At 66.6% G+C, this 23,513-nt stretch carries 17 protein-coding genes, 1 rRNA gene and 1 riboswitch; of the genes, 6 read left to right on the top strand and 12 right to left on the bottom strand.

Annotation, left to right across the window (positions count from 1 at the left end; all coding sequences use genetic code 11):
* Positions 1–12 precede the first annotated feature (12 nt).
* Complete coding sequence (dacB, locus tag EGT50_RS14300; RefSeq protein WP_127955342.1) at positions 13–1,416, bottom strand: D-alanyl-D-alanine carboxypeptidase/D-alanyl-D-alanine endopeptidase; 1,404 nt, start codon at positions 1,414–1,416, stop codon at positions 13–15.
* Positions 1,417–1,636: 220 nt separating this feature from the next.
* Here dacB and EGT50_RS14295 point away from each other — a divergent pair, with 220 nt between their 5' ends.
* Positions 1,637–2,128, top strand: coding sequence for an inorganic diphosphatase (locus EGT50_RS14295; RefSeq protein WP_127955341.1), 492 nt, complete (start codon positions 1,637–1,639; stop codon positions 2,126–2,128).
* Between the two features lie 93 nt (positions 2,129–2,221).
* Positions 2,222–2,884, top strand: a complete 663-nt coding sequence (gene lexA, locus EGT50_RS14290) for a transcriptional repressor LexA (protein ID WP_127955340.1) — start codon at positions 2,222–2,224, stop codon at positions 2,882–2,884.
* A gap of 55 nt (positions 2,885–2,939) precedes the next feature.
* Here lexA and EGT50_RS14285 read toward each other — a convergent pair whose 3' ends face one another.
* From EGT50_RS14285 to EGT50_RS14275, 3 genes are read right to left on the bottom strand one after another with little or no spacing between them, the layout of a single operon-like run.
* Positions 2,940–4,616, bottom strand: a complete 1,677-nt coding sequence (locus EGT50_RS14285) for an MDR family MFS transporter (RefSeq protein WP_127955339.1) — start codon at positions 4,614–4,616, stop codon at positions 2,940–2,942.
* A gap of 32 nt (positions 4,617–4,648) precedes the next feature.
* Positions 4,649–5,479: a crotonase/enoyl-CoA hydratase family protein gene (locus tag EGT50_RS14280; RefSeq protein WP_127955338.1), complete on the bottom strand. Its 831-nt coding sequence runs from the start codon at positions 5,477–5,479 to the stop codon at positions 4,649–4,651.
* A 55-nt stretch (positions 5,480–5,534) separates the two neighbouring features.
* The gene (locus EGT50_RS14275; protein WP_235870766.1) at positions 5,535–6,158 is read right to left on the bottom strand and encodes a TetR/AcrR family transcriptional regulator; all 624 of its coding nucleotides are present in this window, start codon (positions 6,156–6,158) and stop codon (positions 5,535–5,537) included.
* Between the two features lie 356 nt (positions 6,159–6,514).
* Here EGT50_RS14275 and EGT50_RS14270 point away from each other — a divergent pair, with 356 nt between their 5' ends.
* Together EGT50_RS14270 and EGT50_RS14265 are read left to right on the top strand one after the other, a co-directional pair.
* Positions 6,515–6,988, top strand: a complete 474-nt coding sequence (locus EGT50_RS14270) for a YbaK/EbsC family protein (protein ID WP_127955336.1) — start codon at positions 6,515–6,517, stop codon at positions 6,986–6,988.
* A 151-nt stretch (positions 6,989–7,139) separates the two neighbouring features.
* A complete protein-coding gene (locus tag EGT50_RS14265; protein ID WP_235870774.1) occupies positions 7,140–7,655 on the top strand; it encodes a flavin reductase family protein in 516 nt (171 codons plus the stop codon).
* Between the two features lie 244 nt (positions 7,656–7,899).
* Here the strand turns inward: EGT50_RS14265 and EGT50_RS14260 are convergent, their stop codons facing one another.
* The 5 genes from EGT50_RS14260 to betT all read right to left on the bottom strand — a co-directional run bounded on the left by EGT50_RS14260 (position 7,900) and on the right by betT (position 15,437).
* The gene (locus EGT50_RS14260) at positions 7,900–8,316 is read right to left on the bottom strand and encodes a hemophore-related protein (protein ID WP_164873420.1); all 417 of its coding nucleotides are present in this window, start codon (positions 8,314–8,316) and stop codon (positions 7,900–7,902) included.
* Positions 8,317–8,503: 187 nt separating this feature from the next.
* On the bottom strand, positions 8,504–9,820 hold the full coding sequence (locus tag EGT50_RS14255; protein ID WP_127955333.1) for an aminotransferase class V-fold PLP-dependent enzyme: 1,317 nt from the start codon (positions 9,818–9,820) through the stop codon (positions 8,504–8,506).
* A 54-nt stretch (positions 9,821–9,874) separates the two neighbouring features.
* Positions 9,875–9,989: riboswitch (SAM riboswitch) on the bottom strand.
* 173 nt (positions 9,990–10,162) lie between these two features.
* The gene (locus tag EGT50_RS14250) at positions 10,163–11,743 is read right to left on the bottom strand and encodes a GMC family oxidoreductase (RefSeq protein ID WP_127955332.1); all 1,581 of its coding nucleotides are present in this window, start codon (positions 11,741–11,743) and stop codon (positions 10,163–10,165) included.
* The gene (locus tag EGT50_RS14245) at positions 11,740–13,248 is read right to left on the bottom strand and encodes an aldehyde dehydrogenase family protein (protein WP_127955331.1); all 1,509 of its coding nucleotides are present in this window, start codon (positions 13,246–13,248) and stop codon (positions 11,740–11,742) included. The genes EGT50_RS14250 and EGT50_RS14245 overlap by 4 nt, the downstream gene beginning before the upstream one ends.
* Complete coding sequence (gene betT / locus EGT50_RS14240) at positions 13,245–15,437, bottom strand: choline BCCT transporter BetT (protein ID WP_235870765.1); 2,193 nt, start codon at positions 15,435–15,437, stop codon at positions 13,245–13,247. The genes EGT50_RS14245 and betT overlap by 4 nt, the downstream gene beginning before the upstream one ends.
* Before the next feature lie 735 nt (positions 15,438–16,172).
* On the opposite strand from betT, the gene EGT50_RS14235 reads away from it, so the two are divergent.
* Both EGT50_RS14235 and EGT50_RS14230 read left to right on the top strand, forming a co-directional pair.
* Positions 16,173–20,081 carry a Pls/PosA family non-ribosomal peptide synthetase gene (locus EGT50_RS14235; protein WP_127955329.1) on the top strand — a complete coding sequence of 1,303 codons (3,909 nt, stop codon included), beginning with the start codon at positions 16,173–16,175 and terminating at the stop codon, positions 20,079–20,081.
* A complete protein-coding gene (locus tag EGT50_RS14230; RefSeq protein WP_127955328.1) occupies positions 20,051–21,394 on the top strand; it encodes a M1 family metallopeptidase in 1,344 nt (447 codons plus the stop codon). Before EGT50_RS14235 ends, EGT50_RS14230 begins: the two co-directional genes overlap by 31 nt.
* On the opposite strand, the gene EGT50_RS14225 is transcribed toward EGT50_RS14230, so the two are convergent.
* The 3 genes from EGT50_RS14225 to rrf all read right to left on the bottom strand — a co-directional run.
* On the bottom strand, positions 21,380–22,663 hold the full coding sequence (locus tag EGT50_RS14225; RefSeq protein ID WP_127955327.1) for an MFS transporter: 1,284 nt from the start codon (positions 22,661–22,663) through the stop codon (positions 21,380–21,382). The two genes, EGT50_RS14230 and EGT50_RS14225, sit on opposite strands and share 15 nt — an antisense overlap.
* A complete protein-coding gene (locus EGT50_RS14220; protein WP_127955326.1) occupies positions 22,660–23,313 on the bottom strand; it encodes a GntR family transcriptional regulator in 654 nt (217 codons plus the stop codon). Before EGT50_RS14220 ends, EGT50_RS14225 begins: the two co-directional genes overlap by 4 nt.
* A 124-nt stretch (positions 23,314–23,437) precedes the next feature.
* Positions 23,438–23,513, bottom strand: a 5S ribosomal RNA gene (gene rrf / locus EGT50_RS17435); the annotation flags it as partial.

Here is a 23,513-nt window from a genome sequence, read left to right as displayed (position 1 = left end):
TCTCGCCGCAATTCAGCTGCACCCGCACTGTCGTAGCGCTCCAGCGACCGCGTCGAGCGCGGGCCGACTCACCGTCGGTGGACGATCGTTGGACATCAACGTGAACGTCAGCACGCGCCCGTCCGCATCCACTACATATCCGGTCAACACGCTAGCGATCGAGAGCGTTCCCGTCTTGGCCCGAACCCACCCGGCGCCCGTCCGGTCGCCGGACGCGTACCGGTCTGACAGGGTGCCGGTGGCACCGGCGACGGGCAGGTCGTCGAGCATTGGCCGCAGTTGCGGCTTCGAGTCGCCGGCCGCCGCGTTCAGGACGCCGTCGAGCAGACGGGCCGTAGCGCGGTTGTCGACAGACAGGCCGCTGCCGTCGTGCAGGATCAACCCATCCATCTTGAACCCGGCGTCGTACAGGACCTGCGCGACGGCCGCCGTGGATCCTGCGAACGATCGATCGACATTCTTCGCGCCGGCGACCTCGCGCGCGACCGCCTCGGCGAGCACGTTGTCGGAGGTGCGCATCATCTGACCCAACCGGTCCCGCAGCGGGGCCGACAGCACGCTCGCGACGGTGGCGGCGCCCGGTTCGGCCTTGCCGAGGGCAACCCGCGCAGGGTCGATGCCGAGTTCCCGCGCGAGGGTACGACCGGCGTCGAGCGCGGGCGTGGCGCTGCGTGGCGACTCGTCGACGAGCGGTCCGATTCGCGCGCCGTCGATCATGACCGGCTCGATGGGCGCGATGAAGCCGGCGGCGATATCGGCGGGCACCCACCCCAGCGCCATCGTGGGGCCGGTGTATGCACTGGTGTCGACGACGATCCGGTCCACCTGGACCCCTGCCTGACGGATCTGTTCGACGAGGTCCGCGACGTGCGGCGCGCCCGGGTAGTAGCCCGATTGCCCGGGCGGCTGCGCGGTGAGCGTCGGGTCGCCCTCACCGACGAGCACCACTTCACCCGCGCGCGAGCCCTGCACCACCCGGGTTTCGACGCGGTGGTCCGGGGGCAGGGTCAGCATTGCCGCGGCCGCGGTGAGGATCTTGGTCGCCGACGCCGGAGTCATCGGGGTGTCGGGGTCCTGGGCCCACAACACAGCGCCGGTGCGCGCGTCGGCCACCACCCCGGTGAAGACGCCCAGGTCGGGGTTCGACACGACCGGGGCGAGGGCCGCCTCGAGAGCCTGGGGGGTTGGCATCGGGGCATCGTCGGGCAGCGGCGCGACGCGCGGGGTGGCGGTGATCAGCTGCGGCGAGGTTGCGGCTACGCCCTGGGCCGCGGTCGCGCTCCCGCGTTGCGCCAGCACCACGGCGGCGCCGCCGACGACTAGGGCAAAGACCGCGACGAGCGACAACAGGATCCGAACATTTCGACGTCGGCGCTCGGCCAGGATGCCGACCTTCTTCTTTCCGTCGCTCCCCAACTTCCCTCCGAATCGCCCAAGTTTCCCACCGGAGCGCACAGCACTCCCACCGTTGATTCCGCGGACCGCTCAGATCGTTCCGAACGAGGGCCGGAGGCTGTCCAGCACCTGCACCACCTGCATCACACAGTATCGCCGACCCGCTACTCTTTTCCCGAACCGTCTACTCGGGCGGCAGTCGCAGATGCAGACAGTCAGACGCAGACAGTGAGGACATGACGTGGAGTTCGACGTCACCATCGAAATCCCCAAGGGCCAGCGCAATAAGTATGAGGTCGACCACGAGACCGGCCGCGTGAAGCTGGACCGCTACCTCTACACCTCCTTCGGGTACCCGGCCGACTACGGCTACATCGACAACACCCTCGGCGAGGACGGCGACCCGTTGGACGCGATGGTGCTGCTGCCCGAACCGGTGTTTCCCGGCGTCATCGTCGAGGCTCGCCCGGTCGGCATGTTCAACATGGTCGACGAGGCCGGCGGCGACGACAAGGTGCTGTGCGTACCCGCGGGCGACCCGCGCTGGGATCACATCCAGGACATCGCGGACGTCCCGCAGTTCGAGCTCGACGCGATCAAGCACTTCTTCGTGCACTACAAGGACCTCGAGCCGAACAAGTACGTGACCGGAGCCGACTGGGTCGGCCGTGTGGAGGCCGAGAAGGTCATCTCGGAGGCCATCGAGCGCCTGAAGGCGAACGGCGGACACTGAAGTAGCTACCGGTGAAGGTGTGGGAGCGCGTGCGCTGCTCCCACACCTTCGCCGTTTCCGGGTCCGGTCACCGGCCCCGTTACGATTCGCCGGGTGACCGGTTACGACGATCTCGACATGTTCGGTGGACTCGACCCATCCACCCTGCCGCCAACCCAGCAGCGGATCCTGGTAGCGATCCACGACTGGGTGTCGGCGCACGGGTGCCCGCCGAGTACCCGCGAGATCGCACATGCGGTGGGTCTGCGGTCGACCTCGTCGGTGTCGAAGCACCTGAAGAGCCTGGAGTACAAAGGGTTTCTCCGTCGTGGCGGATCGATGACCCGGCAACTCGACGTGCGTCCATTCCTCACCGGGTCGGCACCGGAGCATTCCCCGGAGAACGCGGTGACCGTACCCGTGGTCGGTGACATCGCAGCCGGCACGCCGATTCTTGCCGAGGAGCACACCGAAGAGGTGCTGGCGCTGCCGCGTGAGATCGTCGGCTCGGGCACCGTATTCGCGCTGCGGGTACGAGGCGACTCGATGGTCGACGCGGCGATCTGCGACGGCGACCTCGTCGTAGTGCGGCAACAGCAGGAAGCGCACTCTGGACAGATCGTCGCCGCGATGATCGACGGCGAAGCCACCGTCAAGGTGTTCCGGCGTCGTGGCGGGCATATCTACCTGGAGCCGCGCAACGACTCCTACCCGGTCATCGACGGCGACGAAGCCGTGATCCTCGGCCGGGTCGTCTCGGTGATGCGGCGAATCTGACCGGGCTCGCTTGATCGTCGTTCACACGGCGTCTCCGTTCACACAGCGCCTTCGTTCACTCCGTGTCGGCACCCGCGTCGTCAAGGCCCGACTTCTTCCGCAACGGCACTTCTCGCCAGACCAGGATCAGCAGGAGCGCGACGACGGCCAGTACCACGATCGGTGGGTAGATGGCCTCGAACGCAATCGCAAACCCGTTCTTGAACGGTGCCGCGAGCGTCGCGTCGAGGTGCTGGATGAACGACGTGTCCTGCATCGCGGCATGGGTTGCACTGGGGTCTCCCGTCGCCAGCGCGCGGGCAATTTCCGCCTCCGCCGGGTCTGGGCTCTGCAGCCCGGCCGCAACTGCCTGCCGGAACTCCGGTGATTGCGCCGCGTCCTCCAGTTGGGTGGTGATCGCGGGCGTCAGCTTCGCGAAGAGAATCGACAGGAACATCGCCACACCCATCGTGCCGCCGATCTGCCGGAAGAAGGTCGCCGCGGCGGTCGAGACACCCATGTTCTTAGGTGGCAGCGCGTTCTGGATCGCTAGGGTCAGTGGCTGCAGCAGATTGCCGAGGCCCAGGCCGAGCACGAAGATGAACGTCATGAAGACCGGCAGGCTGGTGTCTGCAGTCACCGAGTGCAGCAGCAGTGCCGCGACCGCGATGAACACGGAGCCGAGCACGGTGAAGATCCGGTAGCGGCCCGTCTTGGAGATCAGTTGTCCCGACAGCACCGACCCGATCGCGATACCGAGCACCGCGGGCAGCATCTGGAATCCGGACATCGTCGGACTCGACCCGTGCACCACTTGCAGGTACTGCGGGACGATGATGATCGCACCGAACATGACCGCGCCGACCAGGAAGCTGATCACCACGCCCAGAGCGAACGTCTGGTTGCGAAAGAAGCGCAGCGGGAACAGTGCAGAGTCCCCCATGAAGTACTCGACCACGACGAAGGCGAGGATTCCCACGACACCAATCGCGTAGCAGATCAGCGATCGGGGGCTACCCCATCCCCAGGACTGCCCCTGCTCGGCGACCACCAGCACCGGAACCAGACCGATGGCCAATGTCAGCGCACCCCACCAGTCGATCCGCACGAGCCGGTGCACCGGCGGCAGGTGCAGCACCCGCCACACGACGGCAAGCGCGAGCAGTCCGATCGGCGCGTTCACCAGGAACACCCACCGCCAACCAGCGATTCCGAGGATCGATTCCTGCCCGGCCAACAGGCCACCTATCACGGGACCGAACACACTCGACGTGCCGAACACCGCCATGAAGTAGCCCTGATAGCGGGCGCGCTCGCGGGGCGGGACGATGTCTCCGATGATCGCGAGCGCCAGTGAGAACAGGCCACCGGCACCGAGACCCTGGATCGCGCGGAAAACCGCGAGCATGGGCATCGACTGCGCGAAAGTGCACAGGACCGAACCGAACACGAACAGCGCGATCGCCGCCATGAAGAACGACTTGCGGCCGTAGATGTCGGAGAGCTTGCCGTAGAGCGGGGTGACGAGCGTAGCGGTGATCAGGTACGCAGTCGTCACCCACACCTGCAGGGAGTAGCCGTTGAGATCGTCGGCGATCGTGCGCATAGCCGTCGCCACGATGGTCTGGTCGAGCGCGGCGAGGAACATGCCGAGCAGCAGGCCGGTCAGGATCGCCATTATCTGGCGATGCGTGAACGTGACCTGCTGCTCAGGCGCGACGGCGGACTCGGTGTCCTGGTAATCCTGTGCCATGTCGGCTCCTCACCGTCGCCATCACATGCCGGTCAGCGCCCCTTGAACTCGGGCGGACGCTTCTGGAAGACCGCCGTGATGGCCTCGGTCAGGTCCTCCGACGGCAGGAAGGCCGCATTCCACGCGGCCACGTAACGCAGGCTGTCGTCCACTGCTGCGGAACGGCTGTGGTCGAGCACGTCCTTGATGCCATGCACCACGAGCGGCGGGTTCGCCGCAATCTCGGCAGCCGTCGCGTGTGCCGCTGCGAGCACCGCGTCCGCGTCGTCGAACACATCATTGACAAGTCCGATCCTCTCGGCGCGTGTCACGTCAATGTCCTTGCCGGTCAGGGCGAGTTCACGCAGATGCCCATCGCCGATGATTGCGGGCAGACGGGCGAAACTGCCCATGTCGGCGACGATGGCAACCTTGACCTCGCGGATACTGAACTTGGCGTCGGCGCTCGCGTAGCGGATGTCGGCGGCCGAGATCAGGTCGACGCCACCGCCGATGCACCAACCCTGGATCGCCGCGACGACGGGCTTACGACAGTCGGCGACGGCATTGATGCCGGACTGCATGCGCTTGATCATTTCGTGGAAGTTCGTGCGCGGGCCGGCCTGCGCGTTCTCCGCGAGCACTTCACCCAACCTTCCGCTCATCGCCGGTAGGTCGAGCCCGAAGGAGAAATGCTTGCCAGACCCGGCGAGCACCACGGCGCGAACATCGGGGTCGGCGTCGAGTTCGGCGAAGACGCCCGGGAGTTCGTCCCAGAAATCCGGCCCCATCGCATTGCCCCTACCGGGGCCGATCAGGGTGACCTGGGCGACGTGGTCCTTGCGTTCGACTGTGAACGCATTCCAAATCTGCTGTTCCGTCATTACTGGAGAGTAACCTTTCGATCCAACCTTGCAGTTACCGAGAGTCGGTCGCCTTCTACCCGGCGCGGGCGACAGCACCGGCGAACAGTGCGGTGACGGCCGCCCCTATCGCCTGCTCGTCCACTTCCTCGGGATCGACGGCGTGCTCGAGCACCAGACCCGAGATCAACGCGGTCAGCGACAGGGCGGTGGTATGCACATCGATGTCCACGTCCCACTCGCGGGCGCGGTCGGCGATCAGTTCGATGAGCTTGCCACGCAGAAGGCGCCGTTCACGTTGGTACGCCTGTCTGATCTGGGGATCTCGTACGGCCTGGACTCCGAACTCGAGGACGAGAAGCGACCACTCGGGGTCAGCGACGAGGGCGGATGCGATGGCGGCTCCACCCTTGCCCAGTGCGTCGGAGAGATCGAGGCCGGCGATCTCACCGGCCACGCGACCCATGAGATCGAGCCAACGTTGTTCGAACAGTTCGACGAAGAGGTCCTGCTTCGACTCGAAGTTCGAGTACACCGCGCCTTTGGTGAAGCCGGCCCGGCGCGCGATCTCCGCAAGGCGCGCGCCCTGGAATCCCCTGTCGGCGAACTCCTCGGCTGCCGCGGCCAGAACGCGCGCCCGCACGACGTCTCGCCCCGGACGCACGGTCGGGGATTCCCCGTCTTGGCGGACTTCAGACACGATACCCACGGTATTCATCACCCATGGTCATGACAACCCGTTCGGGTCGTTTCGCTCCAACTTCGACATCGAGGGTGCCCGTGGCCGGACCGATCGCGCAACCGCGACCGCCGAAGTCTGGCGCTGCTCCAGGAGCGAGATCCAGCGCAGTACTGGGAACCTTTGCCGGACATTGGTTCCCGCTGTCGTTCCTGAGTACAGGCGTCGCGCTCGGGCCAGCCGTCAGTCGCTCTCACGCTGTATGCCGCCATAGCTCCGGTCTGCTGATCGGCTTCACCGCGTGGCCGGTCGGTCGCGCCCGCAGATCGCACGCGAATATTCCTGCCCCCACCGCGAACTAGCTTTACTCTGTGTTCATGCCCAGGCTGCTGCACCCCAATGCGGCGCACGTCGCCGACACGTTGATCGCTCGCGGTCACCACGGGGTGATCGTCAGCCAGCCCGCACCGACGCGCAGCTCGACCGAGGCCGCGACCGCACTCGGCGCCGATCTCGGTTCCATAGTCAAGTCACTGGTGTTCCTCCTCGACGACGAACCGGTGCTGCTGCTGGTCTCCGGAGCGCACGAAGTGAACCTGCTGGCGACTGGCGCCCGCCTCCAGGGCACGCTCACGCGGGCACCGCTCGACGTCGTCCGCGAGGTGACGGGTCAGCCGATCGGCGGGGTGGCCCCGCTGGGTCATCCCACCAACCTGCCCACCTACCTCGACAGCGCTCTCGGCGAGTTCCCGGAGCTGTGGGCGGCGGCGGGTCACCCCGATACCGTATTCCGCACCACGTTCCCCGAACTGCTGCGGGTGACGGCCGGCCTGGCAATCGACATGGACTGAGCCGGCCTTTCGCCCCCGGAATGCCCGCGCTCGTTAGATGAACGCGAATCCTGACCGGCCGGTGCGGCTGGCCTATAGTGGCGGACAGCCGTCCAGGTTCGAATCGGAGAATCCCTTGTCGCAGTCCATCGAGAATGCACCCGAACTTGCCATGGCCTTCACTGAGGGAGGCATCGGCAACGACGAGTACAAGGCTGCGATGCGACGTCATCCTGCCGGTGTCACGATCGTGACCCTCGATTCGAAGGACGGGCCGGTCGGCTTCACCGCGACATCGTTCGCATCTCTGTCGATGAACCCGCCGCTGATCTCGTTCAATATCGCGCTCAGCTCGTCGAGCATCAAGGCGCTCCATGCGGCCGACTCGATCGTCGTGCACCTGCTCGGCGAGCATCAACAGCACCTGGCGCAGCGGTTCTCGCGCAGTTCCGATCAGCGTTTCAGCGACGAGTCCCTGTGGGGTCGCCTCGAGACGGGTGAGCCCGTCCTTCACGGGACTCCGATCTGGATGCGCGCAACCATCCATCGCCTGATCCCGGCCGGCGACCACACACTTGTCATCGGTCTGATCACACGCATGCACAACGAGAACGACGACGAGGCCTCCTCCGCCCCGCTGCTGTACCACGAGGGCCGCTACCACCGGCCGACGCCACTCGGCCCGTAGCGCGAGCATTCCTGGACCTCGCTATCGCTGTTCACGGGACATTCGCCCGCTACTGCCGGAGCGAGGCCGGACGTGCCACCGCAAACACGGTCCTGAACCTCGACATCGCGAAGGCGGGCGAATGTCCGGTGAACAGCGAAGATTCCGGCGGACTGCCGAATGGGTTGACTGCCGCGCATCCGTGTCGCGCGTCGCCGACCCTCCGTGGGGTGGACGATCAGCCCACCCCACGGGCAGCGGTCCGTCAGTAGTTGCCGCAGGTGTCCGCGATGACCTGCGCCTTCTCACTCAGCACGACCCGCTGGCTTGTCGAGGGCTTCCCGGGACGGTCGCGGTCCGCACTGATGGCCTCCCGTTCCTCGGGCGACATCGCCTTGAACGCCTCGCGCTTCTCGTCGCGATTGTCGATCACGTCCTGCCGTTCCTCGGGCGACATCGCCCAGAACGCCTCGCGCTTCTCCTTGGCTTCAGGATGCTCGTCCAGCCATGCGGCGAGCTTCGGGGCCTCGGCGCGGAGCGCCGCGTCGATCTGGTCGGCACTGCAGGTGGTGCCAGCGAGGGCCCCCGGCTCGGCCGAGGCAACGCCTGGAACGAGGACGGCGGCGGCGACAGCACCGGCGGCGGCAATGCCCAGCTTCAGTCGTGTTCGTGAGATACGCATGCGGTTTCCTCTCGTAGTGGGGTCGAACGGCCTCGACACTACGATCGCGATCTGCACGTTGACTGTGCTGCGCCTCCGGACTTCCTGTGAATCCCTTTGCGTCGAACATTCATTCACATTCGCGGTATTCGTCCCGCTCCCTGGCCGTCCGGCCATGCGACGCCGTGATGAATATCCCGTGAGGGGGTCACACGCACTCGGAGGCACCGGCGATGCGCTCGGTGAAACCGCGGGTCTCAGGAACCGGGTTCCACAGACCGTCGGTCTTGCCGTAGTTCCAGGTCGCCTCGCCTGCGACCAGTTTCCGAACGGCGGTCACGAGCCGATCGACGTCTTCGGATCCGGTCCCTAGGCCGAGACTCGCACGCACAGCGCCCTCGGCTCGGCCGATACGGTTCAGTAGAGGGTGGGCGCAGAAGCGACCGTCACGCACGCCGATGCCGTGCTCGGCCGAAAGGTATGCCGCGATCTGGCCGGGCTCGAAGCCGTCAATCGTGAAGGTCACGATGCCGACGCTGTCGGGAGCGTCCGACCACAGGCGCAGCAGGTGAACGCCGTCGATCTCGGCGAGCCCCTCCGTCAGCCGAGTCGACAGGACGCGCTCGTGCTCGACGATCGCGGCGAAATCCAACGCAGACAACGCATCACACGCCGAGGCCAGCGCGGCGACACCGAGGACGTTTGGGCTACCTGCCTCGTGACGGGCCGGGGCCGGAGCCCAGCAGGTCTCGTCGATCGTCACCTCGCGCACGGCGCCGCCTCCGGCCAGGTAAGGCTCGGCCTCGTCGAGCCAGTCGCGGCGGCCGACGAGCACACCGGCGCCGAACGGCGCGTACAGCTTGTGGCCGGAGAAAGCCAAGTAATCGACGCCGGTCTCGGCCAGGTTGACGCGGCGATGCGGAGTGAGTTGCGCACCGTCGACGAGGATGCGCGCCCCGCAGCGATGTGCGGCCTCGGCCAACTCGCCGATCGGCAGGACCTCACCGGTGACGTTGGAGGCGCCGGTGACCGCGAGCAGCGCAGCGGGCTTGGCGCACAGTTCGGCAACCAGGCGCCGGATGGTCTCGGCGACGGTATCGGCGGCCTCCACGACGCGGGAGTTCTTCCACGGCAACAGATTTGCATGGTGTTCGATGTCCAGGACGACCACGTCCCCGGGCACGCAGCCCGCCAGGAGGTTGAGCGAGTCGGTGGTGTTGCGGGTGAACACCACGACCTGGTCGTCGTCGGCGCCGACGAAGCGCTCGACGCTGCCACGGGCGTTCTCGTAGGCGTCGGTGCTCACCCGGGAGGCGTAGCCGGCGCCGCGGTGGACGCTGGCATAGAACGGCAGCAATCCGTGAACGCGCTCGGTGACCTGCGCCAAGGCGGGCGCGCTGGCAGCGTAGTCGAAGTTCGCGTAGGCACAGGTCCCACCTCCGACGAGAGGAACCTGCAGGTCACAGCCGGACACCCGAGCGAGCGGGGCGGTGGCACAGTCGGTGGCAGTCAGTACAGCGGTCATCACAACTTCCTTCGAGTCCAGGGACTCGTCGGCAGTGACAGTTGGCGCCATCGGAGTCCGCGCTTGCCATGTCCTTGTGGACGATGGCCCGGTCGTCACCCGGAGCACCCCACCGCGGTCGGAGGGTTGCTGACCAGCTAGCCGGGGCTTGACGCTGGTACTCGTGACCTGGGGACGAGGATGGCAGAGCGATTCCGGTGATGTCAACTCCGCTGATTCCCCGCACCCGAGGGGTGTCATCTGTCGGTGTGATGAGACCCCAACAAAAGACAGGCGGCCGATGCCCCGTCAACTAGGGGCATCGGCCGCCTGCGACCGTTTCGGGTCCGACCGGAAGAGGCGTCAGCCCCGGTCGGCCTTGATCAGATCCGCGCACCGCTCGCCGACCATCATCACGGTGATGTTCGGGTTCACGGTGGTGTGTTCCGGGAACACCGAGGCATCGGCGACGCGCAGTCCGTGTACACCTTTGACACGCAGTTGCGGGTCGAGCGGTGACATGTCGTCACCGGCATCTCCCATCCGAACGGTGCCGACAGGGTGGTAGACGGTGTTGTGCGTGCGACGGATGTAGTCGGCCAGTTCCTCGTCGGACTGCACGTCCTTTCCGGGGAACAACTCGTCGCCGGTCCACGCACTCATCGCCGGCTGAGCGACGATCTCACGAGCGCGCCGGATTCCGGCGATCATGATCCGCATGTCGTAGCCCTCGGGGTCGGTGAAGTACCGCGGATCGACGCGCGGCTTGTCCCTGAAGTCCCGGGATCGCAGGCGCACCGTGCCGCGCGAACGCGCGTGCGTGATGTTGGGGGTGAGGCAGAAGACGTTCTCAGCCGTGGGGTAGCCCTGCCGCAGAGTATGCATATCGAACGGCACCGACCCGTAGTGCATCATCAGGTCCGGCCGGTCCAGGCCCTCGTCCACCGTCGTGAAGACACCGATCTCCCACCACTGAGTGGAGGATTCGACCATGGGCTGCAACGCCTCCCACGAGATGACGCCCTCTGGATGATCCTGCAGATTGGACCCCACGCCGGGAGAATCCACGAGGACGTCGATGCCGTGCTCGTGCAGATGGTCGGTGGGACCTATGCCGGAGAGCATCAATAGCTTCGGCGAGTCGATGGCTCCGGCGGACAGAACCACTTCGCCGGTTGCCCGGATGACTCGCGGGCGCCCGAACTGGTTGTCCACCACCTCGACCCCGACGCACCGGGTGCCGTCGAACACCAGTCGCTTCGCGCGTAGACCCGTCAGTAGCGTGAAGTTCTCCCGATCGGCGATCGGATGGATGTACGACACAGAAGACGAAGAACGGGTGCCGTCCGCGCGCCGGTTGATCTGCAGGAAGTTGGCCCCGTTGACCACAGTGGTGCCGGTGTTGAACCGCGATGTGGGGATGCCATCCTGCTCGCACGCCTCGAGCAGCGCCACCCCGCAGGGATCGGCGGGCGGAACGTTCATCACGTGCACGGGGCCGCTGTCACCGTGATGTGGTGCGTCCGGGCCGGCGTCTTCGTTGGTCTCGAGACGCTTGAGCACCGGCCAGAGCGTGTCCTTGTTCCAGCCAGTGGCACCGTGCTCCGCCTCCCAGCTGTCGACGTCTTCGGCCGGCGGCCAGAACGCGATGCACGAATTGTGCGAGGAGCATCCGCCCATCACCTTGGCGCGGGCGTGACGCAGGAATGAGTTGCCGTTCTCCTGCGGTTCCACGGGATAGTCCCAGTCGTAACCGGATTCGAGCAATTCCATCCACCGGTCGAGCTGCAGCACCTCGGGGATGTTGCGGTCATCAGGACCGGCTTCGACCAGCGCGACCGTGACGGTGGGGTCCTCCGACAGTCGCGCCGCGACGGCCGAACCTGCCGAGCCCCCGCCAATCACGACGTAGTCGAAGGTGCTTTCGGCAGCCGATTCGTTCATCGGTTCTCCTGCTGTGATGCATCATCGAACCAGCCGGTGACAGCCGGTGCGACGTTCTGATAGACGTGCTTGGCCTCGCGGTATTCGTCGAGGCCCGTGGGGCCGAGTTCACGACCCACCCCGGACTGCCCGAATCCACCCCACTCCGCCTGAGGCAGGTATGGGTGGAAGTCGTTGATCCAGATGGTGCCGTGGCGCAACCGGTTCGCTACCCGCTGCGCCTTTCCGGCGTCCTGAGTCCACACCGCGCCGGCGAGGCCGTAATGCGTGTCGTTGCCGATCCGCACGGCATCGTCCTCGTCGGTGAACGTCTCGATCGTGACGACGGGGCCGAAGGCCTCGTCGACCACGACGGACATCCCGCTGCGTACCTGGTCGAGCACGGTCGGCAGGTAGTAGTAGCCGGCGTCGAGATCGGTGTCTCCGGACGTGCCGGTGGCAAATGCGCCGCCGCAGCGTACGCGGGCACCCTCGGCGACACCTGCCTTCACGTACGCGTCCACCTTGTCGCGGTGCGCCGCCGAGATGAGCGGGCCGGTCTCGGCCCGCTCATCGAACGGACCACCGAGCCGGATTAGCTGTGCACGGGCGACGAGCGCATCGGTGAACTTCTCTGCGATCGACTCCTGCACGACGATCCGGGCACCCGCGGAGCACACCTGCCCCGAGTGAACGAACGCGCCGTTGAGGGCATTGTCGACGGCGGCATCGAAGTCGGCGTCGGCAAAGATCACATTCGGGTTCTTGCCGCCGAGCTCCAGAGCCACCTTCTTCACTGTCGCGGCGGCCGCCGCGGCCACGACCCGGCCGGTCACCAGCCCGCCGGTGAACGAGACCAGGTCGACGTCCGGGTGCTCGCTCAGGGGAGCGCCGGCATCGGGGCCGTTGCCGGTGACGAGGTTGGCGACGCCCGCCGGCAGACCGAGTTCGTCGAGCACCTCCATCATGAGGATGGAGGTGTGCGGGGTGAGCTCGGCCGGTTTGAGCACGAAAGTGCAGCCCGCGGCCAGAGCGGGCCCGATCTTCCATGCGGCCTGGAGAAGCGGATAGTTCCAGGGGGTGATCATCCCGCACACGCCGACCGGTTCGTACTGGATGCGGCTGACGACGCTGGCGCTGCCTGCGTCGACCAGTCGCCCCGCATCCTGTGCGGCCACGCGGCCGAAGTACTCGAAGCACGCCGTGATGTCGTCCATGTCGATCTCGGACTCGACGAGCCGTTTCCCAGTGTCCAGGGATTCGGCGCGCGCGAACTCGGCCTTGCGTTCGCGCAACCGCTGCGCCACCCGAAGCAGGAAGGCGCCGCGGTCGCTTGCCGGGACACTGGACCAGCGGCCATCGTCGAAAGCGGCGCGCGCCGCAGCGATCGCCTTTTCGGTATCGACGCGGGTGGCCTCGCTGACCGTCCCGACAAGCTCACCGGTGGCGGGGCACTCGATGTCCCTTGCGCCTCCGTCAGTGGCGGCCTGCCACGTCCCGCCGATGAACAGGGTGCGAGCGCTCACTTGGGCTCCATCTCGAGCCGCACGTCGTCGGCGCCCCGGCCCGCCTTGGACAGGTCACCGATATCGAGGGCCTCGAAATCGTGCGACCAGTCGATGACCGGATCGCCGTCGACAGCCGTTGAGTCGATGCCATGGCTGCGGTGCAGGAACTCGAGTTGCCGCTCGTAGTGGTCGAGAACGTTGCTGATGAGCTGTTCCTTGGTGAACCCGAACACGTCGAACCCGTTGCTGCCGTCAGCCGAGAACACCTCGAGGCGGAAGTACCTGTCCAGTTTCTGTGCGCCCTGGCCGTAGCTGGGTGTCTGGTGTTCGGTGGGATAGACCTGGTAGTGGAACGAACGCTCACCCTCGAACAGGACGTTGAGGTGGTAGGAGTGGATTCCGCAGGATTCGACCACTTGTTCGCCGACTGCCGCGTCAGCCCCCTGGCTTCGGAGTTCGGCCGCGACCTCGGCAAGGGCCGGTCCGACGACCGTCGTCGCGTAGCGCTCGGTGGCCTCAGCGCCGGGGAAGCGCATCGACCGCTCGACGCGCTGGCGCCAGTGCAGACTGGTGCCGCCGGCACTGCGGCTGGACAGCGCGTTCGGCAGCGACTTCCGCAGGGACTCGGCCCAGTTCTTTTCCACCTGAAGTGCCTTGAACAGGCCGAGCATGATGAACATGATGACGACCGCGAACGGCAGACCCATGATGATCGTGGCGTTCGTCAACGTGGTCACGCCGCCGATCATGAGTGCTACCAGGGTCAGCACGCCGGTGGCGACGGCCCAGAAGATTCGCACCCAGGCGGGGCCGTCGGATTCGTTGTCCTGGATTCGTGAGCTGAACCGAGCCATCACCAGTGCGCCGGAGTCGGCGCTGGTGACATAGAACAGCAGACCGGTGAACGTAGCGATCCCCGCGAGGATCGGGGCTCCCGGGTACTGCTCGAGCAGCGAGTAGAACGCCCGCTCGGGAGAGGCCATGGCGGTCTCGCCGAACTCGCTGTCGCCACCGCGAACAATGCCGATGGCACTATTTCCGAAGATCGAGATGTAGACCAGGATGAACAGGAACGGGATGGTCAGCGTGCCGACCACGAACTGACGGATGGTCCGGCCACGGGAGATGCGGGCGAGGAACAGACCGACGAACGGCGCCCATGCAATCCACCACGCCCAGAAGAACAGCGTCCACGCCGACATCCACTCCTCTTGCGAGTCGTAGGCGAACGTGTCGAGCGTCATGCCGGGGAAGCGGCTGGCGAAGTCGCCCATGTTCTGAACCATGCCGTTGAACAGGAACGATGTGGATCCTGTCACGAGGATGTACACCAGCAGGCCGATGGCCGCCACCACACTGATCTCCGAGAGCCGTCGCACACCACGGTTCACGCCGGACACTGCCGACAGAGTTGCGATGATCACGGCGACAGCGACCAGTCCCGCCTGCGCGGGTGTCCCCTCGGGCAGCCCGAACAAATCGCTCAGCCCGTAGTTGAGCTGAGCAACGCCGATCCCGAGGCTGGTGGCGAGCCCGAAGATGGCACCGAGCAGTGCGGCGATGTCCACGAAGTTGCCCAGCGGGCCGTTGATCCGCTTACCGAAGATCGGATAGAGGGCCGAACGGATGCTCAGCGGGAGGTTGTGACGGTAGGCGAAGTAGCCCAGAGCCAGGCCCATCAGGGCGTACAGACCCCACCCGATGATGCCGTAGTGGAACAGCGTCCACACCAGTGCCTGCCGGGCCGCCTCGTTGGTCTCACCGGCTCCGGTGGGTGGCTGGAGGAACTGCGTGACCGGTTCCGCCACCGAGAAGAACATCAGATCGATGCCGATTCCGGCGGCGAAAAGCATTGCCGTCCAGGAGAACAGGCCGAATACTGGCTTGGAGTGATCCGGTCCGAGTTTGGTTTTGCCCACGCTGGACACAGCCGCCCAGACGACGAATCCCAGCACCACGGTGACCAACAGGATGTAGAACCAGCCCAGGTTGCTAGCGACCCAAGAAACCCCTGTGCCGATTACGGATTCCGCGTTGTCCTGATTGATCCACGCCCACAGAATGATGCCGACGATGCCGACGCTGGCACCGACGAAGACCGGCCAGTTTACCGAAACCGGTGGCCCGGATTTGCCTTCGGGCTTATTCGGTGGCGGAGGTGGCCCGTCAGGGACTAGATCGGTAGTACTCGAGCCCGTCGGGCGCACATTGTTTTCACTTTTAGTCGGTTTCACCAGAATCCTCATGTGATCGGCCTTACGCGACCGGCAAGTCAGGCCTGAGACCATCGCCGACGCTAGGGGCTGAGAGACCGTATCACCCGGCTACAACCAAAAATTGTCCGGATTGGGTTGATTTCGTCACATTCCTGGTGACGGTAGGGGGTAGCAACATCTTCTGCACCCGAACACGGTGTGCGAATGTACGCAGAGTGAACGATCGTTCGCATGGCATGCGGCGAAGGGGTGCTCGCATGGTGTCGGATCCGACGATCTTTCCCGTCCTGATCGCACCGCTCCGCCTTGTTTCGCTCCGGCCGTATTCGGTACAAGATTTCTGATCTTGTCAGGTCCTTGGCTGGGGCGCGGCCAAAGAAACTATCGCCGAACTTTTTGTCGATCGCATCCACCAGCGGGACCTGAGCGATGTCAAGAAAGCCGTGTTCAGAAAGCGACCAAGAAGAAGCTGAATACCGGTAGACCTCGCGTCCACGCTGCCGACGCCCGGGCGGACGGACCCGACCGCCGAAGTGGACGAGACGACAGCCCATCGACGGACGATCCTTCGGTAACAACACCCCATCCGCATGTCGCTGTACTCCGCAGCTGCGCCTACGTCGATACTCGAGACTCAGGGCATGTCGCCTCCGCGGCGGGTTCACCAACGCGCAACCCAGGAACGAAAAACTGCTCGACAGCACAGACGAGGACAGGACTTCGGAATTGCCCCTCCCCCCGCACCCGGACACAGGTCACCGAGCGACCGCGATTCCGGCCGTCCTCCTGCGGTCTTCCCTGGCACCCGCCCCACGCACACTCATCGACATCCTCGAAGCCACCGCCTCGGCCTATCCCGACGCAGCGGCGATCGACGACGGCACCGCGCCCGTCACCTACCGAGAACTGCTCGACGAAATCGCGGCCGGGGCCCGCCGACTGTCCCACGCGGGGGTCGTCAGTGGTGACCGCGTCGGGGTACGCATGCCGTCCGGCTCGCGCGAGCTGTACGTCGCGGTCCTGTCTGTTCTGGCGGCCGGTGCGGCGTATGTGCCCGTCGACGCCGACGATCCCGACGAGCGAGCCGAACTGGTGTTCGGGGAGGCGCGGGTGGCGGCGATCCTCACCGCCGACGGCATCCTGCCCGGCTCCGTAAGCCGCGCCACGGCTCTCGACGTCTACCCGCCGACACCCGATGACGATGCCTGGATCATCTTCACCTCCGGTTCGACCGGCACCCCCAAAGGTGTCGCGGTCACGCACCGCAACGCAGCCGCGTTCGTCGACGCTGAAGCCCGGATGTTTCTGCAGGAGAAACCGATCGGACCAGGGGACCGCGTACTGGCGGGACTGTCGGTCGCGTTCGACGCATCGTGCGAGGAGATGTGGCTCGCGTGGCGGCACGGCGCGACGCTCGTCCCCGCCCCACGATCACTGGTGCGTAGCGGCGTGGACCTCGGACCCTGGCTGGTGTCTCGCTCCGTCACGATCGTCTCCACTGTTCCGACGCTCGCGGCGCTGTGGCCGGTGGAGGCGCTCGAGGCGGTTCGGCTGTTGATCTTCGGTGGCGAGGCGTGCCCACCGGAGCTGGCCGAACGACTCGCGGTCCCAGGCCGGGAGGTGTGGAACACCTACGGCCCGACAGAGGCCACCGTCGTCGCCTGCGGCGCGCTGATGGACGGTACCGGACCGGTACGGATCGGACTGCCGCTCGACGGCTGGGATCTCGCGGTGGTAGACACCTGCGGTGAACCCGTCGCCGAAGGCGAGATCGGAGAACTCGTCATCGGCGGCGTGGGTCTGGCGCGGTATCTCGACCCGTCGAAGGACGCCGAGAGGTACGCGCCCATGCCGACGCTCGGCTGGGATCGCGCCTACCGCAGCGGGGACCTGGTGCGCCTCGACCCCGCTGGCCTGCTCTTCCAGGGCCGCGCCGACGACCAGGTCAAGGTCGGCGGGCGGCGCATCGAGCTGGGCGAGGTCGACAACGCGCTCCAGAACCTGCCCGGCGTGAGCGCTGCCGCCGCCGCGATCCGCAAGACACCCGCCGGGACTCCGATCCTCGTCGGCTACCTCGCCGGCACCGACCCGAACTTCGACCTCGATGCGGCGAGGACGCGGCTGTCCGAGCACCTGCCCGACGCCCTCGTTCCTCGCCTGGCGCTCCTTGACGAGCTGCCCACCCGCACCTCGGGCAAGGTCGATCGGAACGCGCTGCCCTGGCCGCTGAACACCGCGATCTCGGGAGGCGCGGCCCCCGGCCCCGATCTCGACGGCACCGCCGCCTGGGTCGCCGAGTTGTGGACGCCGATCCTCGGTGTCGGAATCACTGGACCCGACGACGACTTCTTCGAGATGGGGGGCGGCTCGCTGTCTGCGGCCCAACTCGTGACGGCGCTACGCGAACGCTTCCCCGAGGTGACCGTCGCGCAGCTGTACGACCACCCCCGCCTGGGATCACTAGCCGGCTATCTCGACGAGCTGTCTCCCGCCGAGACGGTCGCGCCCCGCCGCGTCGAACCCACACCGCGGCGGACGCAGATCGCGCAGTTCGCGGCGACCGTGCCGCTGACGACGCTGACCGGCCTGCAGTGGGTGACGTGGCTGGCGATCACCGGCAACGTGCTGTCCTGGTTCGACGTCTCCTGGGCCCCGACGCTCTCGTGGTGGTGGGTGGCGCTCGCCTTCGTCCTCTTCGTCACACCCCTCGGCCGCATGGCGATCGCCGTCGCAGGGGCCCGACTGTTGTTGCGGGGTTTGAAGGCCGGAACATATCCACGCGGCGGACCCGAGCACCTGCGGCTGTGGATCGCGCTGCGACTCGTCGAGGCCAGTGGTGCCGACAACCTCTCTGGTGCTCCGTGGATGCTCTACTTCGCTCGTGCGCTCGGCGCTCGGGTGGGCCGACGCGTCGACCTGCACACCCTGCCACCGGTGACCGGGATGCTCGAGCTCGGCGACGGCTGCGCCGTCGAACCCGAGGTCGACCTGTCCGGGCATTGGATCGACGGGGACGTCGTGCACATCGGCAGGATCCGCATCGGTGACGGCGCCGCGGTCGGCGCACGGTCCACGCTGCTGCCGGGCGCCCGCATCGGCCGTGGCGCCGAAGTCGCACCTGGCTCTGCGGTATTCGGGAAGGTCAAGGCTGGTCAGCGCTGGGCCGGATCACCGGCTGTCAAGGTCGGCAAGGCGACGCGCCCTTGGCCGGACCATCCCCCGCGCCGCGCCGCACACTGGGTTCCGGTGTTCGGCGCGACGTCCGTCGCCTTGGCGGGCCTGCCGATTCTCGGTCTCGCCGCCGGACTGATCCTGCTCGGGTGGCGGGCGCGCGATGCCGCTGACCTCGGCGACGCCTTCCTGCGAGCGCTTACGGTCCTGCCTGTCGCAACCGTGCTGAGCCTTTTCGTATTCGCCGCACTCACGGTGATCGCGGTGCGCCTGCTGTCGATCGGGCTCACCGAGGGCTACCACCCGGTCCGTAGCCGCGTCGGCTGGCAGGCGTGGGCCACCGAGCGTCTCATGGACTCGGCTCGAACCTTCCTGTTCCCTCTGTACGCGAGCCTTCTGACGCCGCTGTGGCTGCGACTGCTGGGCGCCAAGGTGGGACGCGACACCGAGATTTCCACCGTCCTCGTCCTTCCGAAATTCACGACTGTCGCCAACGGCGCCTTCCTCGCCGACGACACCATGGTCGCGAGCTACGAACTCGGCGGCGGCTGGATGCGCATCGAACCCGCCAAGGTCGGCAAGCGAGCGTTCCTCGGAAACTCCGGCATGGCCGGTCCGGGCCGACGTGTCCCCAAGAACGGACTGGTCGCGGTGTTGTCGGTGGCGCCGAGCAAGGCGAAGTCGGGATCGTCGTGGCTGGGCAGCCCGCCGACGCGGCTGCGCCGGGCTGCAACCCAATCCGATGCCACCCGCACGTTCGATCCACCGCTGCAGCTGAAGATCGCCCGCGCTGTGGTCGAGACGTGCCGACTGATCCCCGTGATGGTCACGTTCGGCATCGGTCTGGGCGTGCTGTTCGCGCTCGCATGGCTGGTCTCGGTCGGCGGGTTCGGACTCGCGGCACTCGGCGGCGGGGTGGTGCTGCTAGTTGCCGGCGCTGTCGCGGGCGCGGTGTCGGTGGCGGCGAAGTGGCTCGTCGTCGGGCGTATCCGCGCCGTCGAACACCCGCTGTGGAGTTCGTTCGTGTGGCGCAACGAGGTGTCGGACGCGTTCGTCGAGACCGTCGCCGCGCCGTGGTTCGCCCGCGCCGCAACCGGCACCGCCGTGATGAACGTATGGCTGCGTGGGCTCGGCGCGACAATCGGCCGTGGCGTGTGGTGCGAAACCTACTGGCTGCCTGAGGCCGACCTGGTGACCCTCGACGACGGCGCGACCGTCGAACGAGGGTGTGTCGTGCAAACGCACCTGTTCCATGATCGGATCATGACCATGAACACCGTCACGTTGGGCGCCGGCGCCACCCTGGGTCCGCACTGCGTCGCACTGCCCGCCGCCGGGCTCGGCGCCGGCGCCACCGTCGGGCCCGCATCCCTTGTCATGCGCGGCGACGTCCTCCCACCGTCGACACGGTGGCAGGGCAATCCGATTGCCCCATGGAACGACTCGGACGGAGAAGCACGGTGAAGCCTGGCAAGGCTCCGGACGAGCCGATCGACCCGTACCTGCCGCGGCACGGCAACCGCGGGTACCGGGTGTCCCGGTATGACCTCGCGCTGGTCTACAAGGTCCACAGCAACCGACTCGCCGGCACGGCGTCGATCACCGCCACCACCACCGATGTCCGGAGCCGGTTCACTCTTGACCTCGCCCAGGCGATGCAGGTGTCGAAGGTGTCGGTGAACGGCCGGCGCAGTGCGAAGTTCACTCACCGTGGCGGCCAGCTGACGATCACTCCCGCCCAGAAGATCCCCGCGGGCGGCATCCTCGCGGTCACGGTCCAGTACGCCGGTAACCCCCAGCCGATCGCGAGCATGTGGGGCGACGTCGGCTGGGAGGAACTGACCGAAGGATCACTCGTCGCGAGCCAACCCAACGGTGCGGCCTCGTGGTTCCCTTGCAATGACCACCCCAGTTGCAAAGCCAGTTACCGGATCTCGATCACCACCGACTCGCCGTACCACGCGGTCGCGAACGGCAAGCTGGTCAGCAGACAGACCAAGGCGAGTCAGACCACCTGGGTCTACGAGCAGACCGAACCGATGGCGAGCTATCTGGCCACCGTCCAGATCGGCCCGTACGTGCGCCGACGTGTGGACGGCGGCCGGGTCCCGATGTACGCGCTGCACCCCACTGACCTACGCACTCGATTCGACCACGACTTCGGACGTCAGCCCCGGATGATGGCGGTCTTCGAAGAACTCTTCGGCCCTTACCCCTTCGCTGACTACTCGGTCGTCATCACCGGCGACGATCTCGAGATCCCGATCGAGGCGCAGCGCATGTCGATTTTCGGAGCCAACCACTGTGACGGACGTCGCGGCTCGGAACGCCTTGTCGCACACGAGCTTGCGCACCAGTGGTTCGGAAACAGCCTCACCGTCGGGATGTGGAAGGACATCTGGCTGCACGAAGGATTCGCATGCTACGCGGAATGGCTGTGGTCCGAGAACTCCGGTGGACCCGATGCCGACACCCACGCGCTCGAGGCGCATCGCGAACTCCGCTGCAAGCCACAGGACATCGTCCTCGGCGATCCCGGCCCGCAGCTGATGTTCGACGACCGCATCTACAAGCGTGGAGCCCTCACCCTGCACACGTTGCGGCAGACGATCGGCGACGACGCCTTCTTCGACCTACTTCGGAAGTGGACCGTCAAGTACCGGCACTCTACGGTATCCACCGAACAGTTCACCTCTCTGGCAGCGCATTTCAGCGACAAGCCGCTGCACTCCCTGTGGGTTGCGTGGCTCACCGACACGGCGCTACCCGCGCTCTGACGCCATATCCCCCGCGGGCTCGGGCAGATACCGACGCCACTTGACGAGGACGAGAGCCAGGCTCGCCAAGGCGGCGATCGCTCCGACGGCAAACATCAGTGGGTAGGTCAGCGCAGGGTTCGCCTCCGTGATCACAGCCATCACGGCCGGCAACGCGAAGCCGAGGTAGCTGAGGGAGTAGAAGACTGCGGTGAGACCGGCCAGATCGTCCGGGCCGGCGATCCGTTGGACCTCCAGCAGCCCCGATACCAGGGCGAGACCGTAGCCACACCCGAGAACCGCGGCCGCCACCATCGACATCGGCACCGTGAGAACGCCCGAAGCGACCGCCGCAACAGACATGCCTAGCACGAGCACCCCGAAGGCGACCGCGATCGCGCGGCCGTTGCGTGGGGTGTCGATCCTGCGCCCGAGTGCCTGGATCGCGAATCCTGAGCCGAGAGCAATCATGCACAGCAATGCCGAGAACGCCACGGGTACACCGCCACTGCGGCTCGTCATGAGTGCCGGCATCACCGCGTACGCCGACGCGGCCGCACCGAAGACCCACGGCGCCACCGGGGCCACGACGTACAGGAACCGGCGGTGCCCGGCGGAGGGGATCCTCAGGCCCTGTGTGAAGGACCCGATCGTGTCGGCCTGTGTAGCTGCGCGGGTCTCCGGCACCTGCCGCAACGCAACACCGGCGACCAGGGCGAGCGTCGAGTGCACGGCATATGGAAGCACGTTCGGCCACGGCGCCCACTGTGCGAGGACGCCGGCAACGCCCGCGCCGATGCCGAAGCCGGCGGTCAGACTCATGGCGGCGCGTCGGGCGCCGGATCCCGGCCGGGCCGACGGATCTCGGTCGGGCGTCGACAGCTCCTTGAGCCAGCTTCCGCCGACCGCCATGCCCAGCCCCAGCGCTACGCCAGAGAGGATCCGCCCGACGATCAACGAGGCCGCAGACTCCGAGCCGGCCGCCAATACCACGGAACCTGCCACCGCGATGAACGGCGCAGGCAGCATCAGGGGGCGTCGGCCCAGGCGGTCCGACAGCGGACCGCCGAGCAGCAGCGCGGGGACGATGCCGAGCACGTACGCGAACAGGAAGGTATCGACCATAACCTGCGAAAATCCGTGTTCGAGCCTGTACATCACCAGCAACGGCGTGAACTCGTTGCCGCCCCACGCCACCGCGAACATGCCCGCGGCAACGAGCATCCACGGTCGCAGACGTGTGGGCGCCTCGGTGGTCGTGACGGCGACTCGGTCTTCGACCGCGGTCATCGCCGCCCACCCATCCCGAGAGCGTGAACCTCTCGCATGTGCCGCCGAACGGCGGACGCGAATCCTCCCGCGTCCCCGGCCTCGATCAAGTCGGCCAGGCGGGTGTGATCCTCGATGATCTTGGTGATCTGTTCTGGATCGCGGGCGAGAGAATGAGCCATCATCCTGCGCTGACGTTCCCGGAGCCCGTCATAGAAGGTCTCGAGCAATGGATTGCCCCCGGCACGCACCAGCGCCCGATGGAAGTCGGCGTCGAGCACACTGAACCGCGCGGCATCGCCCGTGGACGTGACCAGTTGGCGCTGCTGCTCCAGGTTGGTCCGGAGCGTCGCGACCAGCTCCTCCCGAATGCGGCGATCTTCCACCACGGCCTCGACGGCGTGCACCTCCAGGAGCAGGCGCGCATCGACGACGTGCTCGGCCTCCCCCTCGGCGACCGGCACGACCAACGCTCCCCGCTTCGGATAGAGCCGCATCCAGCCCTCCGCCTCGAGCCGGAGGAACGCCTCCCGCACGGGCGTCCGGCTGGATCCCATGCGTGTAGCGATTTCGCCCTCGCTGATGAGCTCTCCACCCGGAAGCTCCCCGGTCAGGATGAGCTCCTTGACCTGGCGGTAGGCCAGCTCTGCCGCTGAATGCAACTTAGACACAAGATGTATTTATACGCCGTTGGGGTGACGGCGGCGCAGTCGGGGTCCCGATGCTGGCGGGTGTTGGGGTCGTGGGTATGCCGAAGGCCCCCACCATCTTTGGTGGGGGCCTTCGGGAACGGGTGTTCGGCGGTGTCCTACTCTCCCACACCCTGTCGAGTGCAGTACCATCGGCGCTGGAGGGCTTAGCTTCCGGGTTC

Origin of the sequence: Rhodococcus xishaensis (genome assembly GCF_004011825.1) — a bacterium.
GTDB classification, from domain to species: domain Bacteria; phylum Actinomycetota; class Actinomycetes; order Mycobacteriales; family Mycobacteriaceae; genus Prescottella; species Prescottella xishaensis.
Note: the sequence above shows the minus strand (reverse complement) of the source record. Positions and strands in the feature narration are given on the sequence as shown.